The 16,976-nt window shown below is 67.2% G+C and carries 10 protein-coding genes; 3 read left to right on the top strand and 7 right to left on the bottom strand.

Annotated features, from left to right (window positions below; genetic code table 11):
• Positions 1–31: 31 nt before the first annotated feature.
• Positions 32–1,072 carry a proline iminopeptidase-family hydrolase gene (locus F0U63_RS31625; protein ID WP_395835585.1) on the top strand — a complete coding sequence of 347 codons (1,041 nt, stop codon included), beginning with the start codon at positions 32–34 and terminating at the stop codon, positions 1,070–1,072.
• Between the two features lie 3 nt (positions 1,073–1,075).
• Here F0U63_RS31625 and F0U63_RS31620 read toward each other — a convergent pair whose 3' ends face one another.
• Positions 1,076–1,993: a LysR family transcriptional regulator gene (locus F0U63_RS31620; RefSeq protein WP_395835583.1), complete on the bottom strand. Its 918-nt coding sequence runs from the start codon at positions 1,991–1,993 to the stop codon at positions 1,076–1,078.
• Between the two features lie 136 nt (positions 1,994–2,129).
• On the opposite strand from F0U63_RS31620, the gene F0U63_RS31615 reads away from it, so the two are divergent.
• Complete coding sequence (locus F0U63_RS31615; RefSeq protein ID WP_395835581.1) at positions 2,130–3,113, top strand: alpha/beta fold hydrolase; 984 nt, start codon at positions 2,130–2,132, stop codon at positions 3,111–3,113.
• Between the two features lie 37 nt (positions 3,114–3,150).
• Positions 3,151–4,431: an epoxide hydrolase family protein gene (locus F0U63_RS31610; RefSeq protein WP_395835579.1), complete on the top strand. Its 1,281-nt coding sequence runs from the start codon at positions 3,151–3,153 to the stop codon at positions 4,429–4,431.
• Between the two features lie 203 nt (positions 4,432–4,634).
• Here the strand turns inward: F0U63_RS31610 and F0U63_RS31605 are convergent, their stop codons facing one another.
• From F0U63_RS31605 to F0U63_RS31580, 6 genes are all read right to left on the bottom strand, one after another.
• A complete protein-coding gene (locus tag F0U63_RS31605; protein ID WP_395835577.1) occupies positions 4,635–7,031 on the bottom strand; it encodes an arylsulfatase in 2,397 nt (798 codons plus the stop codon).
• Positions 7,032–7,459: 428 nt separating this feature from the next.
• Positions 7,460–9,202 (bottom strand): kelch repeat-containing protein, encoded by a 1,743-nt coding sequence (locus F0U63_RS31600; protein WP_395835575.1) that lies wholly within the window; start codon positions 9,200–9,202, stop codon positions 7,460–7,462.
• A gap of 332 nt (positions 9,203–9,534) precedes the next feature.
• A complete protein-coding gene (locus F0U63_RS31595) occupies positions 9,535–10,962 on the bottom strand; it encodes an Ig-like domain-containing protein (RefSeq protein WP_395835573.1) in 1,428 nt (475 codons plus the stop codon).
• A 161-nt stretch (positions 10,963–11,123) separates the two neighbouring features.
• Positions 11,124–11,738, bottom strand: a complete 615-nt coding sequence (locus F0U63_RS31590) for a response regulator transcription factor (RefSeq protein ID WP_395835571.1) — start codon at positions 11,736–11,738, stop codon at positions 11,124–11,126.
• The gene (locus F0U63_RS31585) at positions 11,735–13,645 is read right to left on the bottom strand and encodes an ATP-binding protein (RefSeq protein WP_395835569.1); all 1,911 of its coding nucleotides are present in this window, start codon (positions 13,643–13,645) and stop codon (positions 11,735–11,737) included. The genes F0U63_RS31590 and F0U63_RS31585 overlap by 4 nt, the downstream gene beginning before the upstream one ends.
• Before the next feature lie 79 nt (positions 13,646–13,724).
• Positions 13,725–16,814, bottom strand: a complete 3,090-nt coding sequence (locus F0U63_RS31580; RefSeq protein WP_395835568.1) for a hypothetical protein — start codon at positions 16,812–16,814, stop codon at positions 13,725–13,727.
• Between the last annotated feature and the right edge of the window lie 162 nt (positions 16,815–16,976).

Below are 16,976 nucleotides of genomic sequence, written 5' to 3'. Positions count from 1 at the left end.
CCGCCGCCCTCTCCCCCGGGATCCTCCTGACATGAAGATGAATGCTTCTGGGCTGCTCGCGGTCGGTGCGCTCCTCCTGCTCCAGGCGTGCGCGGCGCAAGCTCCCGCCAGCTCCCGCTACTTCGACTCGAGCGGGCGCCCGGATGTGCTGAGCGGCGGCGCGCGGCGCATCGAGATCTCCACCTCGCAGGGCAAATTCCACGTCTGGACGAAGCGCGTGGGGAACAACCCCACCATCAAGCTGCTGCTGCTGCACGGCGGCCCTGGCAACACGAGCGAGTACTTCGAGGCCGCGGACAGCTACTTCCCGGGCGCGAGCATCGAGTACTACTACTACGACCAGCTCGGCTCGTTCCGCAGCGACCAGCCCGACGACGCGAAGCTGGCGGCGCTGCTCGGCACGGAGCACTTCGTCGAGGAAGTCGAGCAGGTGCGCCAGGCGCTCGGCCTCGGCCGCGACAACTTCTACCTGCTGGGCCATTCGTGGGGAGGCATCCTCGCCATCGAGTACGCGCTCAAGTACCAGCAGCACCTCAAGGGCCTCATCATCTCCAACATGATGGCGAGCATCCCCGCGTACAACGAGTACGCGAAGAACGTGCTGATGCCCCAGATGGACCCGAAGGTGCTCGCCGAGGTGCAGGCGCTCGAGGCGGCGAAGGACTACGCGAATCCGCGCTACATGGAGCTGTTGGTGCCGAACTTCTACGAGCACCACATCCTGCGCATGCCGTCGGCCCAGTGGCCCGAGCCGGCGTCGCGCGCCTTCTCGCACAGCAATCAGAAGGTCTACGTGCCCATGCAGGGCCCGAGCGAGATGGGCGCGAGCGGCATCCTCGAGAAGTGGGACCGGACGAAGGACCTGCCGGCCATCACCGTGCCCACGCTCACCATCGGGGGGCGGTACGACACCATGGATCCCAAGCACATGGAGTGGATGGCGAGCCAGGTGCGGCGGGGCCGTTACCTGGACTGCCCCCAGGGCAGCCACATGTCCATGTATGACGATCAGCGGACGTACTTCACGGGGCTCATCCGCTTCATCCAGGACGTGGACACGGGCCGCTTCTGAGTGTCAGCGCGGCCAGCGCCACGCGGGCTTCGCGAGGCGGTCGGCGAGGAACTCGACGAGCGCCTCGATCTTGGCCGGGCGCACGCGGGCCGCGGGGGTGACGAAGTAGAGGCCGCCCGCCGCCAGCGTCCAGTCCCTCAGGATGGCCTCCAGCCTTCCGTCGCGGAGGTATTCGCTCGCGATGAACTCGGGCAGCTCGGCGATGGCGAGGCCCGCGAGCACGGTGGGCACCAGGGCATCCGCGTTGGTGACACGAAGCTGCCCGCCGGGCGTGAGGGTCTCCTCGTCGCCGGCGGCGTTGGCGAGCCGCCAGACGTCGCTGCGCGCGCGATAGGCGTAACCCAGACAGTCGCGGCTGTTCAGGTCGCGAGGGTGCTCTGGCCGGCCGTGCCGCTTCAGGTAGCTCGGTGCCGCGACGATGAAGCGTGAGACCGCGCAGAGCCGTCGCGCGACCAGCGCCGGGTCCAGTTGCACCGAGATCCGGAGCGCCGCGTCGAAGCCCTGTCCCACCACGTCCACGGTCGCATCCGAGAGGTGCAGATCGACCGACACTTCCGGATAGGCACGGAAGAACTCCGGCAGGAGCGGTGCCACCCAGCGCACCCCGAAGGACATCGGCACGGCCAGACGGATGAGTCCACGCGGCCGGGCGGACAGCTCCCGCGCCGAGTCCTCCACCTGCTCGGCGTCGCGATAGATGCGGCTCGCGCTTTCCGCGATCGTCCGCCCGAACTCCGTCAGCGCCAGCTTCCGCGAGGTGCGGTTGAAGAGCCGCGCGCCGAGCCGCTCCTCCAGCCGGCTGACGCCCCGCGAGACCGTCGCGACGGACAGGCCCATGGCGCGCGCGGCCGCCGCGAACGACCGCTCCTCGGCCACCTTGGCGAACATCGCCAACCCCTCGAAATCCGGCAGTTTCGACATCGACAATCCTGCAACGATGGTTTGCGGACCTTTCTATTTCGCGGGGGTGCGCATGTCGATACCTCTTGCCCATCGCCGGCCGCGCGAGCCCCTCGCCGACTGACGCCACTGTTCACACCCGGCACGGGAACCCACCATGAAGATCCTCCTCGCACTCGCCACCCTGGCGCTCGTTTCCTCGACTTCGCTTCCCAACCCGGCCCAGGCCGCCCCGAAGCAGACCGCCGCCGTGTCCGACGCGGCGCTGGTCCGCACGCTGCCCGGCTTCACCAACGGTGAGGCGACGGTCAACGGCGTGCGGCTGCATTACGTCGTCGGAGGGAAGGGCTCGCCGGTCGTGCTGCTCCCGGGCTGGCCGCAGACCTGGTGGGCCTTCCACAAGATCATGCCCGCGCTCGCCCGCGATCATCAGGTGATCTCCGTCGACCTGCGCGGAATGGGCAGCTCCGACAAGCCGGCCGGCGGCTACGACAAGAAGACGATGGCCCGGGACATTCTCGAGCTGGTGCGCCAGCTCGGCCATGACAAGGTCGACCTCGTCGGCCACGACATTGGTGCCCAGGTCGCGTTCAGCTTCGCGGCCAACCATCCGGAGGCGACGCGCAAGCTCGTCCTGATCGACGTGCCACACCCGGATGCCCAGCTCGCCACCTGGCCCCTGCTGCCGGCCGTGGGCACCTTTGGCGACAAGATCGACGAGGCCCACCCCTTCGCCTGGTGGTTCGCCTTCCATCAGGTGAAGGGCCTGCCCGAGCAGATCCTCGAGGGCCGCCAGCACCTGGAGCAGGAATGGTTCTTCCGCTATCTGCTCAAGGACGAGAGCGCCATCGATGCGAAGGATCGCGCGGTCTACGCCGCCGCCTATGCCAGCCGCGAGGCGATCCGCGCGGGCAACGCCTGGTATCAGGCCTTTCCGCAAGACATCGTCGATGACGGGACCTACGGCAAGCTGACGATGCCGGTGCTCGGCCTGGGCGGTCCGGGCTTCGGGTGGCTGAAGGCCACGCTGTCCGGCAAGGCCACGGACCTGCGCGTGATCAAGGTCGAGGGCAGCGGACACTTCATCGCCGAGGAGAAGCCCGAGGCCACCCTCGGCTACCTCGCGGACTTCCTGAAGTAGCCACCACTGGCGTCCACCCCCAGGTACGGAGCAGATCATGAACGACATCCAGAGCCCTCCGAGCATTCCCTCCCGCCGTGATCTCCTGAGACTGATGGCGGGAGCATCTGCCCTCGCCGCCGTGGGGGGCGGGACGATCGCCCAGGCGGCGGGTGCCCCCGTGGCCCCCGCCACGCCCCAGGTGACGCCGTTTCGCGTCTCGATTCCCCAGGCGGCGCTGAATGATCTCAAGCGACGGCTGGCGGCGACGCGGTGGCCCGAGCGCGAGACGGTGAACGACTGGTCCCAAGGGGTCCCGCTCGCCAAGGCACAAGCACTGATCTCCTACTGGCGCGACCGTTATGATTGGCGGAAGTTCGAGGCGCGGCTGAATGCCTTTCCTCAATTCCGCACCGAGATCGACGGGCTCGGCATCCACTTCCTGCACGTCAAATCCCCTCATCCCAACGCGCTGCCGATCGTCCTCACCCATGGCTGGCCGGGCTCGATCGTCGAGTTCCTGAAGGTCATCGGCCCCCTGACCGAGCCCACCCGGCATGGCGGAAGGGCGGAGGATGCCTTCCACGTCGTGATCCCCTCGCTCCCGGGGTTTGGCTTCTCCGACAAGCCCGCGGAGACGGGCTGGGATATCGCGCGCATCGCCAGGGCGTGGGGGGTGCTGATGCAGCGGCTGGGTTACACGAAGTGGGTGGCCCAAGGCGGCGATTGGGGCTCCGGAGTCACCCATGCGCTCGGCCATCTCCGCCCGGACGGCCTGGTCGCGGCGCACGTCAACTGGCCGCTCGTGTTCCCGGAGAAGCTGCCGGAGCACCCGACGCCCGACGAGCAGGCCGCGATCGACGCCGCGGGGCGCTTCGCGAACGAGCAGTACGGCTACTTCAAGGAGCAGGCCACTCGCCCCCAGACGATTGGCTATGCCCTGGCGGACTCCCCGGCGGGCCAGGCGCTGTGGATCTACGAGAAGTTCCAGGCGTGGACCGACAACCGGGGCAATCCCGAGGACGCCCTGTCGATGGACGAGATGCTCGACAACATCACGCTGTACTGGCTGACCGACACGGCGGCCTCCTCGGCGCGCATCTACTGGCAGAACTCACAAGGCAAGCCCTCGGGCTTCTCGGCGGGGCGCATCGAGCTGCCCATGGCGGCGACGACCTTCCCGCGTGAGCTCTACCGCGCGCCCAGGAAGTGGGCCGAGGCGCTGTGGCCCCACCTGCTCTACTGGGGCGAGGTGGACAAGGGCGGGCATTTCGCCGCCTTCGAACAGCCGGCGGTGTTCGCGAACGAGCTGCGCGAGGCGTTCCGGACTGTCCGGTAGGCTGACGCGCGCTGAGGAACGCCCTTCGCCCCCGCCCGCACACTCCCCCTGATGGAAGTGTGCGGGTTCTTATCGTCACCGAGGCCTGGAAGCTCTGGCCCGGGAGCACATCGGAGGGCACGAACTGGGAGATGAAGGCGGCATTCCGCCTCCCATTCACGACCAGAGCTCAGGCTGCGCTCTCAGCCTGAGTCGGTGAGCGGTTACTCGATCGCCATCAGCGCGTGCAGGCGATGTTCGGGGCTCTTGATGCCAGGTGCTCCCGTTATCTTGATCTCCGCCCAGTCCACCGTGCCGGTGAAGCGGTTGTTCCCCTTGAGATCCTCGCACAAGGGGCCGCCAGTCTTGTTGCCGACCATCAGGAAGGCGTCCACGTTGAAGATGACCGGATTGGTCTTCGGGATGACGCCCTCGCCGAGTTGGACTTCGCTCGCCCCTTCTTTTCCGTCTTTTCGGAAGAGTTTCACCGTGCCGCCCTGGCCCGTCTCCTCGCCGCCCTCGTACGTGAACTCCATGCGGACCTGGTACGTGCCCGACGGCAGCAAAGGCGCGTTCTCATCCTGACGGACGTAGAAGATCTCGAGCCCCAGGTAGTTGTAGACGTAAGTGAGAACTCCATTCTTGGCATAGAGGCCAAAGCCGCCAAAATCGTTGCCACGGGCGAGGATCACGCCTTGCACTGGCCCAGCTGGCTCGGCTGGCACCGTGAGCTGTGCGGTGATATCGAAAGAGCGGTTGAAGTTGTCGATCACGACCGGGTCGGCAACGAAACTACCGTCGACGTACCTTTGGCTGAGGGCGCCCTTCGCGGGGGGCAGGCGCTCTAGCTTTCGGTCGTCGAGGGGGAAGACGTTGTAACGGGCCGCCTCGATCTGAAAGAGGTTCTTCAGCTCCGCTAGCTTGTCGGGGTAGACCGCGGCGAGGTCTTTTGCCTGGGTCCAGTCCTGCTTGGAATTGTCCTCCAGCTTCTCGGCATACGTGAAGTAGAGTTCCCACTTGTCGTCTGCGTAGTCCGGTAGGTTGTAGAAGTCCCAGGGCTTCGAGTGGAGGGTGACGGCAGTCCAGCCTTCATGGTAGATGCCACGATTGCCAAACATCTCGAAGTACTGGGTCCTGTGGCGCTCAACCGCGTGGATGTCATTGAACGTGTAGAAGAAGCTCACACCCTCGATGGGTTTCTGCAGCACTCCGTCGACGCTCAACGGCTCCGGCAGCCCGATCGCTTCGAGGACCGTCGGAAGCACATCGGTCACGTAGGTGAACTGTTGTCGCAAGCCGCGCCCCGTAATGACCTTTGGCCAATGGACGACCATGCCGTTGCGCGTGCCTCCGAAGTGGCTGGCGACTTGCTTGGTCCACTGATACGGCGTGCACATGGCCTGGGCCCAGCCGACGGCATAGTGATTATACGCTTTCTTGGTGCCGAAATCTTCTATGTGATTGTTGATGATATCTATCTGTTCCTGCTCCGTCATCTCGATGCCGTTGAAGCCGATCATCTCGTTGAAAGTGCCGAGGAACGTGCCTTCGGCGGACGCTCCGTTGTCGCCGAGGATGTAGATGATGAGCGTGTTCTCGAAGATCTCGAGGGTCTTGAGCGTCTCGATCACCCTGCCGATCTGGTGGTCGGTATGTTCGAGGAAGCCGGCGTAGATTTCCATCTCGCGCTTCAGGGAATCTTGGACCTCGGGCGGCATTGTGTCCCAGGCTGGAACACCTTCGTTGGGAGGTGTCAGTTCCGCGCGCGGCGGGATGACGTGCAGGTTTATTTGGCGCTCGAACGTGGCCTCGCGCAGTTTGTCCCAGCCTTCGTCGAACTTCCCCCTGTACTTGTTACTCCACTCTTCTGGGACCTGGTGGGGGGCGTGGGTCGCGCCTGGAGCGAAATACATGAAGAAGGGCTTGTCCGGCGCAAGGGACTTCTGGGTCTCAATCCACTTGATGGCCTGATTGGCGAGATCCGTGGTCAGGTGGTAGTCCCCACGTTCTGGCATTTCGATGTAGGTCGTTCCATCGTAGAGCGTAGGGTAGTACTGGTTGGTTTCGCCGCCCACGAAGCCATAGAACTTCTCGAACCCCATGTAGGTGGGCCAATGGTCGAAGGGCCCCGTGGTGCCAGTTTCCCGGGTGGGCACCTCGTGGCACTTACCGAACTGAGCCGTCGAGTAGCCGTTGTACTTGAGTATCTTGGCGATCGAGGCGGCGCTGTTGGGGATCATCGAGGTGGCGCCGGGCGCCGAGGTCGCCATCTCGGTGATGCAACCCATGCCGACGGAGTGGGGGTTGCGGCCAGTCAGCAAGGCGGCGCGCGTCGGACTGCACAGGGCTGACGTATGGAAACGGTTGAACTTGATGCCCCCCTTGGCGAGTGCCGTGGCTGTCGGAGTCGCGATGGGCCCCCCGAAGGTTTCAGAGGCGCCGAATCCCACATCGTCGATCAGGATGACGATGACGTTGGGGGCGCCCTCGGGCGGGCGGATCGGCAAGAGGGGAGGGAATTCAGGCTGCGGGTCCGCGGCATTGTACTTCGTCGGGCCGACATAGGGACGGTCGGGGATCGGCAGGATTTCGCGTTTGGGAAGGTCTCGATCCAACGGCATTGATGACTCCTGATTGTGGGGCACCCGTGGGGCACCCAAGTGAGCTGAATTCCTGTGCGAACGTCAAGAGTATATTTGGGCTCTGTGCTTGGTTCGTAGCGTTTCAGTAAAGACTGATATTCACGTGCCGGAGTGAGCCTTTTCCTGTTTTGTGGCTCTCCCGGGGGTTGTATGGTTTGTGTAATCGACGCGCTCACGCGATTTGTTATATCAAGCCCTGGTCTCGAGCAGAGGGCGGAGCGCTCATCACCGACTGAAACCGAGCGGCGGCTCTACCGAGAGAGCGCCAGGCCCGGTGAAGGTGTCCGGTGAAGGGGTCAAAGGACTTGTTCCTTCGACCCTACCCATTTTTTCGATACGGCCACTGAAGTGCAGGCGAGGAATCACTCGCCTGCGGGTTCGATGCGACCTTCAGAGAGGCGTTGCGCTCAGGGCAAGTACGCCTCCGCCGTGGCAAGTGGGCGGGTGCCATCCTCGCCACCCACGACGAGCACCCTGCCCGAGGGAAGCAGCGTCGCGGTGTGAGTTCCGCGGGCCGCGGCCATGGAGGCGGTCGCGGACCAGGAAGAGGTGGCTGGGTTGTACAACTCCGCGGTGTTGTAATGGCTGCTGCCGTCGCCCCCCACGACGAGCACCTGGCCCGAAGCGAGCAGTGTGGCGGTGTGGCGGGAGCGGCCTGCGACCATGGCGCCAGCCGCGGACCATTTGTTGGTGCCTGGATCATACAGCTCGGAGGAAGAGGGCCCGGTGAGCGATTGCCCCCCTGCGATGAGCACCTTGCCAGAGGGGAGCAGCGTGGCCGTGTGAAGGCCATGGCTCGTCACCATGGTGGCGGCTGGAGCCCACGAATTGGTTTCCGGGTCGTACAACTCGGCGCTGCTCAAGCTCCCGGTGCCATTGGACCCCCCTGAGACGAGGACCTTGCCAGAGGGGAGCAAGGTGGCGGTGTGGTGGAAGCGGGCGGTGCCCATGGGGCTGGCCCGATCCCAGCGGTTGACGAGCGGATCGTACACCTCCGCGGTGGCCAGGGCGTTGGTGCCATCGGTGCCGCCGGTGACGAGCACCTTGCCCGAGGCGAGCAACGTCATGGTGTGATGGTAGCGGCCCACGTAGAAGTAGCCGGCGTTGAACCAGGAGTCGGTCGCTTCATCGTACACCTCCGCGGCGCGCAGGGGGGTCGTCCCATCGGTCCCCCCGGTGACGAGCACGTAACCAAAGGGGAGCAAGAGGGAGGCGTGAGCGAAGCGGCCATTGGCCATGGCACGGACTGAAGACCAGGAGTTGGTCGCTGGATCGTACGACTCCACACTGCTCAGGGTGGTCGTCCCATTGCGCCCTCCCGTGATGAGTACCCGGCCCGAGTCGGTCAGCGCGGCGGCGTGGTTGGAGCGGCTCGTGGAGAGGGACCCCGCGGACGTCCACCCGGTGACGCTGAGTTGAGCCGTGCCGCTCACGTCTCCCAGGGTGGCGGTGAGGGTGACGGGCCCTCCCCCGGCCACGCCGGTGCCCAGGCCCGTGCTGCTCACGGTGGCGATGGCGGAGTTGCTCGTCGTCCACGTCGCGCGGTTCGTCACGTCGGCCGTGGTGCCGTCGCTGTAGCTGCCCTGGGCGGTGAACTGCTGTGTCGAGCCCGCGACCACCGAAGCCGTCGCGGGGGTGAGCTTGATGGAGGTGAGCACGGGCGGCGGAGGGGTGATGGTGAACTGAGCCGTGCCGCTCACGCCCCCCAGGGTGGCGGTGAGGGTGACGGGCCCCCCCGCGGCCACGCCGGTACCCAGGCCCGTGCTGCTCACGGTGGCGATGGCGGAGTTGCTCGTCGTCCACGTCGCGCGGTTCGTCACGTCGGCCGTGGTGCCATCGCTGTAGCTGCCCTGGGCGGTGAACTGCTGCGTGAGGCCCACGGGCACGGAGGCAGGGGTGGGTGACACCCGCAGCGAGAGGAGGCGAGCGTCGGTGACCTCGAGGGTGGCCTCGCCCGAGGCGTCGTCCGCGTTGACGGTGATGATGGCGCTACCGGGCTGGAGCGCCGTCACCTCGACAGTGCCGTCCGGTTGCGGTTCGACGGAGGCCACTTGAGGAGCGGATGATGTCCATTGCCGTGAAGTGGAGGCGTCGAGGTCGACGACGCGGCCATCGTCATAGACGCGCTGGGCCTTCGCGGTGGTCTTCATCCCCGCGGGGAGGCTGGTCTCCGCGAGGACGACACGGAGCGAGAAATCGTCTGATGGAGATGGAGCGCAGCGGCAGCCATTGACTGCCAGCGCCAAGCAGAAAGCGAGAAGGGAGATAGGTAGGTTTTTCATGCGAAGTGGCTCTGGGTTCATGGTGAGGAAAGGCCCAGATGGCCAGCAGTCAGTCTACCCATACTCGGAATGTCAGGTCATGGATATTGGACCTAGTGCTTACACCGCGCGGGCTCGGCCCAGGCCCAGCCGGTCCACCAGCCGCCCCAGCCCAGTCCGCCACCTCTCAACGGGCCTTCAAACCTTCCGATGCTTCCTGGCTACGGCGCGGGCATCCATGCCAGACCCAGGTTCCTGCCGCTGCCCGAGCTCACGTCCTGGATATCGCCGCCGTCGGCCAGCTTGGCGCTCCGGAGCACTTCACCCAGCCAATCCGCCCAATACAGCCGCCCGGCCGTGACATCGATGGCAATCCCGTGCACTGTGGTCTGGTTGGTCACCAGGGGGGTGGCGTTGGAGCCGTCCAGGTTGGCGACATAGATACTGTTGCCGCGGGTCGAGTAGTACACCTTCCCGCCGCTCGAGTCGACCGCCAGGCCCACGCCCTGGCCGCCCAGGCCCGAGCCGATGGTCTCCAGGCTGGTCCCATCGAGATTGAATCGTACGAGCCTGGTGTTGTTGTAGGTAATGACATACACCTTGCCGCTCGGGACATCGAACGCGATGGCGGACGGGCTATCGATGCCGCCGACGACCTGCGTTGGATTGCCGCCGTCCAGCTCGGCGCGCATGACCCGTTTCCCGTTGAAGTCGGACCAGTACAGCTTGCGGTTCGTCGAATCGACTGCCAGCCCGGAGGGATAGCCTCCGTTCGCCACGATATCGACCGGGTTCGCCCCATCACTGTCCGCTCGAACGATTGCGCTGTCGCGGGAGTAGAAGATGGTACGGGTGACCGGGTCGGTGGCGACGGACGCTGCCCCGCTGATGCCGGTCCGGAGCTCAATGGCATTCGTGCCGTTCACGTCAACCCTCCACAGCGACTTGGCGGCAGTCACCCAGTAGAGGCTCGCGAGACGGGTGACGTCGACCGCGAAGGTGGTGGAGGTGGTGGCGGAGCCGTCACTCACCGAGAGGGTGATGGTGGTGGAGCCGCTGGCGCCGGCGGCGGAGACGACGTTGAGGGTGCGGCTGGATCCGGAGCCGCCGAGGACGAGATGGCCGGGGTCGTTGGGCACCAGGTCGGTATTGGAGGAAGTGGCGGTGACCGTGAGGCTGTCGGCGGCGGTCTCCACGTCGCCCACGGTGAAGGCCAGGTCGCCGGTCGAGCTGCCAGCGGTGATGCCCTGGTTGGCCACCGAGGAGAGGGTGGGCGTGTCGTTCACGGGCGTGATGGTGAGGGTCACCGTGGCCTGGGCGCTTTGGCCCTCGCGGTTGGTGGCGCGGAAGGTGAAGGCATCTTCGCCGTTGTAGTCGGCGCCGGGGGTGTAGGTGACGAGGCCATTGGCGCTGATCTCACTCAGCGTGCCGTGGTCCGGCGCGTCGACGATGCTGAAAGTGAGTGCTCCGTTGCCGCTGGCCGGCAGGTGCACCTCGAGGGATGTGTCTTCCGCCGTCTCGAGGGTGCCGTCTTGGGCCACCGGCGGTGGGTTACAAGCGGCGAGGATGCTGGCAGTCAGTCCAAGCACCAGTCCGGCGCGCAATGCGGTGGCTGGCGCCGCGAGCCACCTCGAAAGCAAATAGGACATGAACTCTCCTCCCCAAAGATGGCGGCGCCGCCCGGGTTCGAGCAGTCGCCGGCACCCCGTGACGCACACCAGGCTCCGCTGGAGACGGCCAGCGTGCGCTTCGCTCTCTACTTTGAATGTCGGGAAGTGGATATTGGACCTAGTACTTACACCGCGCGGGCTCAGCCCAGGCCCAGCCGGTCCACCAACCGCACCAGCTCCGCCACCGAGTCCACGTCTAGCTTCTGGATGACGCGGGCGCGGTGCACCTTGATGGTCTTCTCGGTGGTGCCCAGTCGCTGGGCGACCTCCTTGTTGGTCAGCCCCTGGGCCACCAGCGCGCAGACCTCGCGCTCGCGGGGAGTGAGGACGGCATGACGGGCCTGCAGCGCGGCGGTCTCGGCGCGGTCCGCGCGGACCGCCGCGTCCTTGCGCAAGGCCTCGGAGATGGCTCCCAGCAGTTGTTGCTCATCAAAGGGCTTCAGGAGGAAGTCCACGGCGCCGGCCTTCATGGCCCTGACGCTGGCCGGCACATCCCCGTGGCCGGAGATGAAGATGACAGGCAGGTGGCAGTTCCTGGACTCCATGGCCTGCTGCAGCTCCAGCCCGTTCAGCCCCGGCATCCGCAGGTCCAGCACGGCGCAGCCCGGCGTGTCCCCGGACAGCTGCGCGAGGAACTCGGAGGGCGAGGCGAAGGGCTTCGTGGCATGGCCGGCGGCTCGCAGCAGCCGCCCCAGCCCCCGCAGCACGGACTCATCGTCGTCCACGAGGAAGATGGTGGCGGGGGCTTGTGTCATGGCGAGGACTCCGTGTGCGCCGCGGGAAGCACGAACCGTAGCAGAGCCCCCTGCCCTGGATGGCTCTCGGCTTGCAACTGGCCGCCGTGCGCCTCGACGATGGAGCGGCTGATGGACAGCCCCATCCCCAGCCCGTTCTCCTTGGTGGAGTAGAAGGGCTCGAAGACGAGGGCCAGCCGCGATGGCTCGATCCCCCCTCCCGAGTCCTGCACGCTCAGCTCCACCCGCCCCGGGCCTGGCGAGGCGGTGCGGACCTGGAGCTGGCGCTGGCCCGCGGGGACATCGGCCATGGCATCCAGGGCGTTGATGAGCAGGTTGAGCACCACCTGTTGGAGCTGGATTCCGTCCCCCTGGACGGCGGGCAGCGACGGGGCCAGCGCCAGTTGCAGGGTCACGCCGCGCAGGTGCATCTCGTTGGTCAGCAGGCGCGCCACCTCGCGCACCAGGTCATTGAGCGAGTGGAGCTCCTGCCGGGGCTCTCCTCGCTTGAGCAGCGCGCGCATGCGGTGAATGACTTCGCCCGCGCGCTTGTCGTCGGAGATGATGTCCCCGAGGGCCTCGCGCACCTCGTCCAGCTGGGCGGGGGTGGCGTTCAGCAGGCGGCGTGCGGCCTGGGCGTTGCTGAGGATGGCGGCCAGGGGCTGGTTGAGCTCATGAGCCAGTGAGGCGGCCAGCTCGCCCAGGGCGGCCACCCGGCTCACGTGGGCGAGCTGATCCAGGGTTCGACGCGCCTCCATCTCCGCGAGCTTCTCCAGGCGTTGGCGCTCGAGGAGCTCGGCCTGGGCACGGATGCGGCGGCGGCGCTCCACCACGAGCCCCCCGGCCACCAGCGCCTGCAGGCCGCTGAGCGTCAGGGCCCCCAGGACCCACCAGCGGTAGCGCTCCCAGAGCGTGGGCTCGTCGAAGGCGAGCCGCACCCCGGGAGGCACCCGATCGCGGGGGATGCCCCAGCGCCGCAGCGCGCGGGTATCGACCGTCCGCGTGTCCACGGGGGCCCGCTTCAGGGGTGCGAGGAATTCCTCCTGCTCCCCGCGCAATACGCGGGAGGTGAGCAGGCCCAGCTGTTGGCCCACGGCCTCGTAGCTGACGAGTGCTCCGCCGACGAACCCCAGACCCAGGACGGTGTCGTGGAGGGCGAAGCAGGGCCGGTTGCTGGCGGAGAGCAACAGGCGTGCGACCTCGCGCCCCACGAAGGGTCTCCCGCTGGGATCGGTGATGAAGGTGAAGGTGAGGACCGTGGTGTCGGCCGGCAGGGTCCTCGCGCGCTCGAGCAGCTCGGCCAGCGGCAGGCCGGTCAGGTCGATGAACTCCAGCCCCCGCTGCGCCATCAGGGGCCGCAGGTCTCGCAGCATCCGCTCCTGCTCAGCGCGCTCCCAGGGGCTGGCACCGTTGATGAGCGCCAGCCTCCGCGTGTCGGGCAGCAGCTGCAAGGCCAGCTCCGCGGTGGCCCTCATGTCGTAATGCAGCAAGAGGCCCGCCACCCGCTCCGGGCGAGGGTGCTTTTCCCAGAGCCGCTCGTCCTCGGAGAGGACGATGACCGGGATGTCCGGCCACAGCTCCTGGCGCAGCTCCAGGGTCAGCTGGATGGCGTCGGTGCGGAAGGTGATGAGTGCATCCGGCCGACGCTCCCGGTACTTGGTCAGATACCAGGTCCGCAGGGCCCGTGTGTGTTCAGGCCGGCTCGCCCAGCCGAGATCCAGGCTCTCGACATCCAAGGTGATCGGGCCGTCCCCGGTTTCCCACAAGGAAGAGCGGAGGCTGGCGACGAGCATCGCCATGGCGGGCAGCGCCGTGTCCTCGGGGAGGAGCAGGAGCACGGACTTTCCAGCCGGACGAGCCTCCTGGGCCACTGCCTGGGGGGTCAGCGGCAAGAGGAGGGCGATGAAGAAGACCGTGCGCCAGGACATGGTGGGGCTCTCCGAGTCCCACGAAGGTTATCAGGAGGTCGACTCGGCCGAAGTCCCCGGAGGCCGCGCCGGGCCTCCGCTACAGCCAGCGCTTCTGCAATTGCGCGAGGCTCAGCTCCAGCCCCCTCCAGTGCCACAGCTGGACGTAGGACCACTGGTATTCTCCCTCGGGCGGGAGGCCCTGCTCGACGGCGGCGGAGTACCACGTCGCGGCATCCTCATAGCGCCGCTCGGCCTGGGCCTTGAGGGCGAGGAAGTAGGGCAGCTCTTGTTGCTCGTCCGGCCGTTTCGCCAGGGCCAGCACCTCCTCCTCGGAGGTGAGCCCCAGCAGATAGCGGCCCACCTGCTGGTAGAAGCCCGGGCGCTCGGCTCGGAAGTACTCCTCCAGGGCCCGGCGGTGTTCCGGGTTGTCATCATGAGTGCGGAGGCTGGAGGCCGCCTTCAACAGCCAGACATAGGCGGCATGGTCAGCTCCTTCCGGGGGGCTCTGGACGTACTCCCAGAGGAGGGCGTCCTCGTGGAGCTCAAAGGCAATCGTCGCCAGATAGATGCCTCGCAGGGAGGGGTCCACGCGGGGGCGTAGCCACTCCAGTGCCTCGGCCTTGGACTTCTGTCTCGCCAGGATTTGATAGGTTTGTAGCTGTCTGAACAGGCCGATCCGATCGTTGGGGTATGGAATCCTCGCGAAGATCTCGATCGACAGCCGCCCCTCCTCCCGTTTCCTGAGGGGAGACGCCATGTAATGAAGTGCCGAGACCGAGATGTCCGCCTCCCGCAGCTCGTCGAAGGCGCGCAGCCCCTCCTTCACGGGCCTGCCACCGAAGACCTCGGCGAACCGCTCGCCCACGCGCCTCCAGTCCGTCACGAGCAGACGGCGCACCTGAGAGTCCTTGAGGGTCGCGGCGGCCTCCGCGTGGCGTCCGCTGCGCCAGTGAAGTTCCGCGAGCAGGATCTGGCTGGAAGGGAGGGGGTAGCGGCGCGCCAGCCCTTCCGCCATGGCCAGGGCCCTCTTCTCGTCTCCCAGCGCCTGGAGCAGGCGCGCTCCCTGCTCGAGCACCTCGGACTGGTAGGTGGTCAGCACGGGGGTGAGGACCTCCCAGCCGCGCGCGGGGTGGCCTTCCAGGGCGTGCAGATGGGCCAGCTTCGCCAGGACGGCCCCGCGCGTGAGGTCGTCCAGTTGCGCGTTCCACTCCAGCCAGCGCTCGGCGAGGGCTCGCGCCCGTGGGTAGTCCCGTGCCCGCTCCAGCATCTCCACTCCCTGGAGGGTGAAGGCCCATTGGTCACCGGACGCGACGACCAGCGTCTGCAGCTCACGGGCCACCTCCTCGGCGGTCAATTGCTTCTCCTCGAGCAGATGCTCGAGCAGGACGAGCCGTTTGGTTCCCTCCAGGGCGGGGTCGTGCAGCAACTGCTTCACCTTGGCGAAGTCGCGCTCCCGCCATGCGAGCCAGCTCGCCACCCCAGGGGACTCGTCGGCCTCCAGGCTCGCGCGGTAGAGCCGCTCGGACAGGACGATGTTGGAGAGGGACTCGAGGAGTGCGCGGGCCAGGTGGCGCCGGTGGTCCGGGCGGGTGTCGAGCCGGGCCGCGAGGCGCCGGGTCATCGTCGTGAGCACGGGATCGTTACGCTCGGTCGTCTCCACCAGCTCATCGTGGAGTGTCTTGATCAAGGGCGCCCCCAGGCTCTTCAGGCCATTGAGGCTCTCGAGCAGCACATGCTCCTTCCTCGGGCCTCTCCGTGAGGCGACCAGCCGCGCGTACCACTGCTGGAACTCTCCCGAGGCCCGGGCCTGCTGGGCACCGAAGCTCTCGGCGCAGTCCCTTGTGGCCTCGGGGGTGGCGAGCCCATCCACACAGTGCAGGGCGTCGTGGAAGAGGGCCGAGTAGAACAGGCCCCGGAAGAAGGCCCGCTCCACCTCGGCGTCCAGGAAGACGGCGTCCGGGTGGCCCACCTGCTCGAGCAGCTCGTCGAAGAGGGGAAGCAGGCCGCGCTCCTTCACGGGAAGAAGCTCACGGCCGTGCCGCATCCATTGCTCGAGCGCCTCGTCCGAGTCCTCGGCAGGGGGCCACTCCCGTGGCAGCTCCGCGTACGGACTGGCCACGCCCGGGTTCTCACGGGCGCCCACCCGGGCCACCTCGGCCAGGAGGAAGGGGGCGGCCACCCTCGCGATGAAGTGCTCTTCCGGGTGGGGGCCCTTCATCAGCAGCCTCGGCACCACCACGTGGAGCCCCATCCCGAGCCGCTGCGCGGACAGCCGGCTGGAGCGCTCCACGCGCGTCACCCGATCCATCCGTGCCAGCCGGCGCACCCAGAGGTGACTGGCCAGTCCCGCTCCCGCGTCGCGCTCCGCCAGTGCCTCGAGGACATCATCCTCCTGGAGCAGGAAGGCACGGGCCGCGCTTGCCGCGGGCAGCGCCGGGGCGAGCTGACGCGCCGTGCGCTCGTAGCCCAGGGCATACGCGAGCAGCGCGCGCTCCTCGGAGAGGGCCGCCGGGGCCGTCACGCGGCCCAGTGCCAGCAGTGCCAGGGCCCGTGCTGGGACGGCATCGGCGGTTTCGGTCAGGTCCGTGAGCTGCAGCGCCAGGGCCACCGAGGCCCGCGCGGCGCCCACGAGCGTGGCGGGCTCCCGCTCTCCCTGGGACCAGACCGTGTCGAGCTCGTGCAGGGCCTCCAGGGTCGCACGGCCCATGGGCAGGGGCGAGGCGCTGGAGGGCAGGGGACGTGTCTTCAGCTTCAGCCGTTGGGTGCCCAGTTGGTGGACGCGTGACTCCAGGAGCGACAAGGCCTCGGCGAAGTCGGGGAACTCCGGCAGCCCTCCCACCTGCTGCCCCTCCACCTCGAGCACCCATGCGCCTTCGTGGAAGCGGGACGTCACGGACGCCGACGTGCTGCCTCCCAGCAGGCGCTCGAGTTCGGAGAGGGCGCGCAGGAAGCGCGCGTCCGGCTTGCCGCGGAAGGACGCCTCGTACGCGGCCCGGAAGGACTGAAGGCCCTGGAGCGGGAGATGCGGGTCCCGTGGGAGATCCCTGGGCCAGCCGGGCTCGAGTTCGGGGGGGGTGGTGGGAGGCTCGGGCTCGAGGGCTTGCTGAAAATAGACCAGGCCACAGGCCAGCAGGATGACCAGCGGCAACAGCAGCAGCATCAGCCGCCGCGGAGACAGGGCGCGCACCGGTTCCTCCTCTCAGAAGCCAGGGCACGAGCGCAACCCCCACCGCGGCCGCGCTTTTTTTCCACGTCGCGGCGATATGTCCGCCGCCCCCGAGGATTCCTCCCTGCGTTGCCCTGGAGGTCGCCGTCCGTGCAGAATGCCCTGACACCCAGATTGTTCCGA

The organism is Cystobacter fuscus, assembly GCF_044360685.1.
GTDB lineage: Bacteria > Myxococcota > Myxococcia > Myxococcales > Myxococcaceae > Cystobacter > Cystobacter fuscus_C.
The sequence above is the reverse complement of the archived record's forward strand: the minus strand, read 5'-3'. Positions and strand labels throughout refer to the sequence as shown.

Excerpts from the sequence above, each read along its gene's own strand:
- F0U63_RS31625 (WP_395835585.1), top strand. The coding sequence starts at position 32 with ATGAAGATGAATGCTTCTGGGCTGCTCGCGGTCGGTGCGCTCCTCCTG.
- F0U63_RS31620 (WP_395835583.1), bottom strand. The coding sequence starts at position 1,993 with ATGTCGAAACTGCCGGATTTCGAGGGGTTGGCGATGTTCGCCAAGGTG.
- F0U63_RS31615 (WP_395835581.1), top strand. The coding sequence starts at position 2,130 with ATGAAGATCCTCCTCGCACTCGCCACCCTGGCGCTCGTTTCCTCGACT.
- F0U63_RS31610 (WP_395835579.1), top strand. The coding sequence starts at position 3,151 with ATGAACGACATCCAGAGCCCTCCGAGCATTCCCTCCCGCCGTGATCTC.
- F0U63_RS31605 (WP_395835577.1), bottom strand. The coding sequence starts at position 7,031 with ATGCCGTTGGATCGAGACCTTCCCAAACGCGAAATCCTGCCGATCCCC.
- F0U63_RS31600 (WP_395835575.1), bottom strand. The coding sequence starts at position 9,202 with ATGAAGACCACCGCGAAGGCCCAGCGCGTCTATGACGATGGCCGCGTC.
- F0U63_RS31595 (WP_395835573.1), bottom strand. The coding sequence starts at position 10,962 with ATGTCCTATTTGCTTTCGAGGTGGCTCGCGGCGCCAGCCACCGCATTG.
- F0U63_RS31590 (WP_395835571.1), bottom strand. The coding sequence starts at position 11,738 with ATGACACAAGCCCCCGCCACCATCTTCCTCGTGGACGACGATGAGTCC.
- F0U63_RS31585 (WP_395835569.1), bottom strand. The coding sequence starts at position 13,645 with ATGTCCTGGCGCACGGTCTTCTTCATCGCCCTCCTCTTGCCGCTGACC.